The sequence below is a fragment of the Pseudonocardia xinjiangensis genome, assembly GCF_012911925.1.
Classification (GTDB): Bacteria; Actinomycetota; Actinomycetes; order Mycobacteriales; family Pseudonocardiaceae; genus Pseudonocardia; species Pseudonocardia xinjiangensis.
This window is the reverse complement of the sequence record NZ_JAAXKY010000306.1, coordinates 1-1,078: the sequence shown is the minus strand read 5'-3', so window position 1 is coordinate 1,078 and position 1,078 is coordinate 1. Positions and strand designations below refer to the sequence as shown.

Sequence of the window (1,078 nt, the reverse complement as noted above, 5' to 3'; positions counted from 1 at the left end):
TGTTTGTGTGTTCAGGGTCGCACAGTGGATGCAAACAACTCGTCATGAACAAGCCCTCGGCCTATTAGTACCAGTCAACTCCACCCCTCACAGGGCTTCCATCTCTGGCCTATCAACCCAGTGGTCTGCTGGGGGCCTTAACCACGCAAGGTGGTGGGAGACCTCATCTTGGAACGAGCTTCCCGCTTAGATGCCTTCAGCGGTTATCCCTTCCGAACATAGCCAACCAGCCGTGCCCCTGGCGGGACAACTGGCACACCAGAGGTTCGTCCGTCCCGGTCCTCTCGTACTAGGGACAGCCTTCCTCAAGTCTCCTGCGCGCGCGGCGGATAGGGACCGAACTGTCTCACGACGTTCTAAACCCAGCTCGCGTACCGCTTTAATGGGCGAACAGCCCAACCCTTGGGACCTACTCCAGCCCCAGGATGCGACGAGCCGACATCGAGGTGCCAAACCATGCCGTCGATATGGACTCTTGGGCAAGATCAGCCTGTTATCCCCGGGGTACCTTTTATCCGTTGAGCGACACCCCTTCCACCAGGTGGTGCCGGATCACTAGTCCCGACTTTCGTCCCTGCTCGACCTGTCAGTCTCGCAGTCAAGCTCCCTTGTGCACTTACACTCAACACCTGATTGCCAACCAGGCTGAGGGAACCTTTGGGCGCCTCCGTTACATTTTGGGAGGCAACCGCCCCAGTTAAACTACCCACCAGGCACTGTCCCTGAACCAGATCATGGCCCGAGGTTGAGACACCCAATTCGACCAGAGTGGTATTTCAACAACGACTCCACAACCACTGGCGTGGCCGCTTCACAGTCTCCCACCTATCCTACACAAGCCGAACCGAGCACCAATACCAAGCTATAGTAAAGGTCCCGGGGTCTTTCCGTCCTGCCGCGCGTAACGAGCATCTTTACTCGTAGTGCAATTTCGCCGAGTCTGTGGTCGAGACAGCGCCCAAGTCGTTACGCCATTCGTGCAGGTCGGAACTTACCCGACAAGGAATTTCGCTACCTTAGGATGGTTATAGTTACCACCGCCGTTTACTGGCGCTTAAATTCTCCGCTTCGCCCCCAA

The 1,078-nt window shown here is 56.8% G+C and carries 1 rRNA gene; it reads right to left on the bottom strand.

Annotated features, from left to right (window positions below):
* Window positions 1-44: 44 nt before the first annotated feature.
* A 23S ribosomal RNA gene (locus HF577_RS37200) occupies window positions 45-1,078 on the bottom strand; the annotation flags it as partial.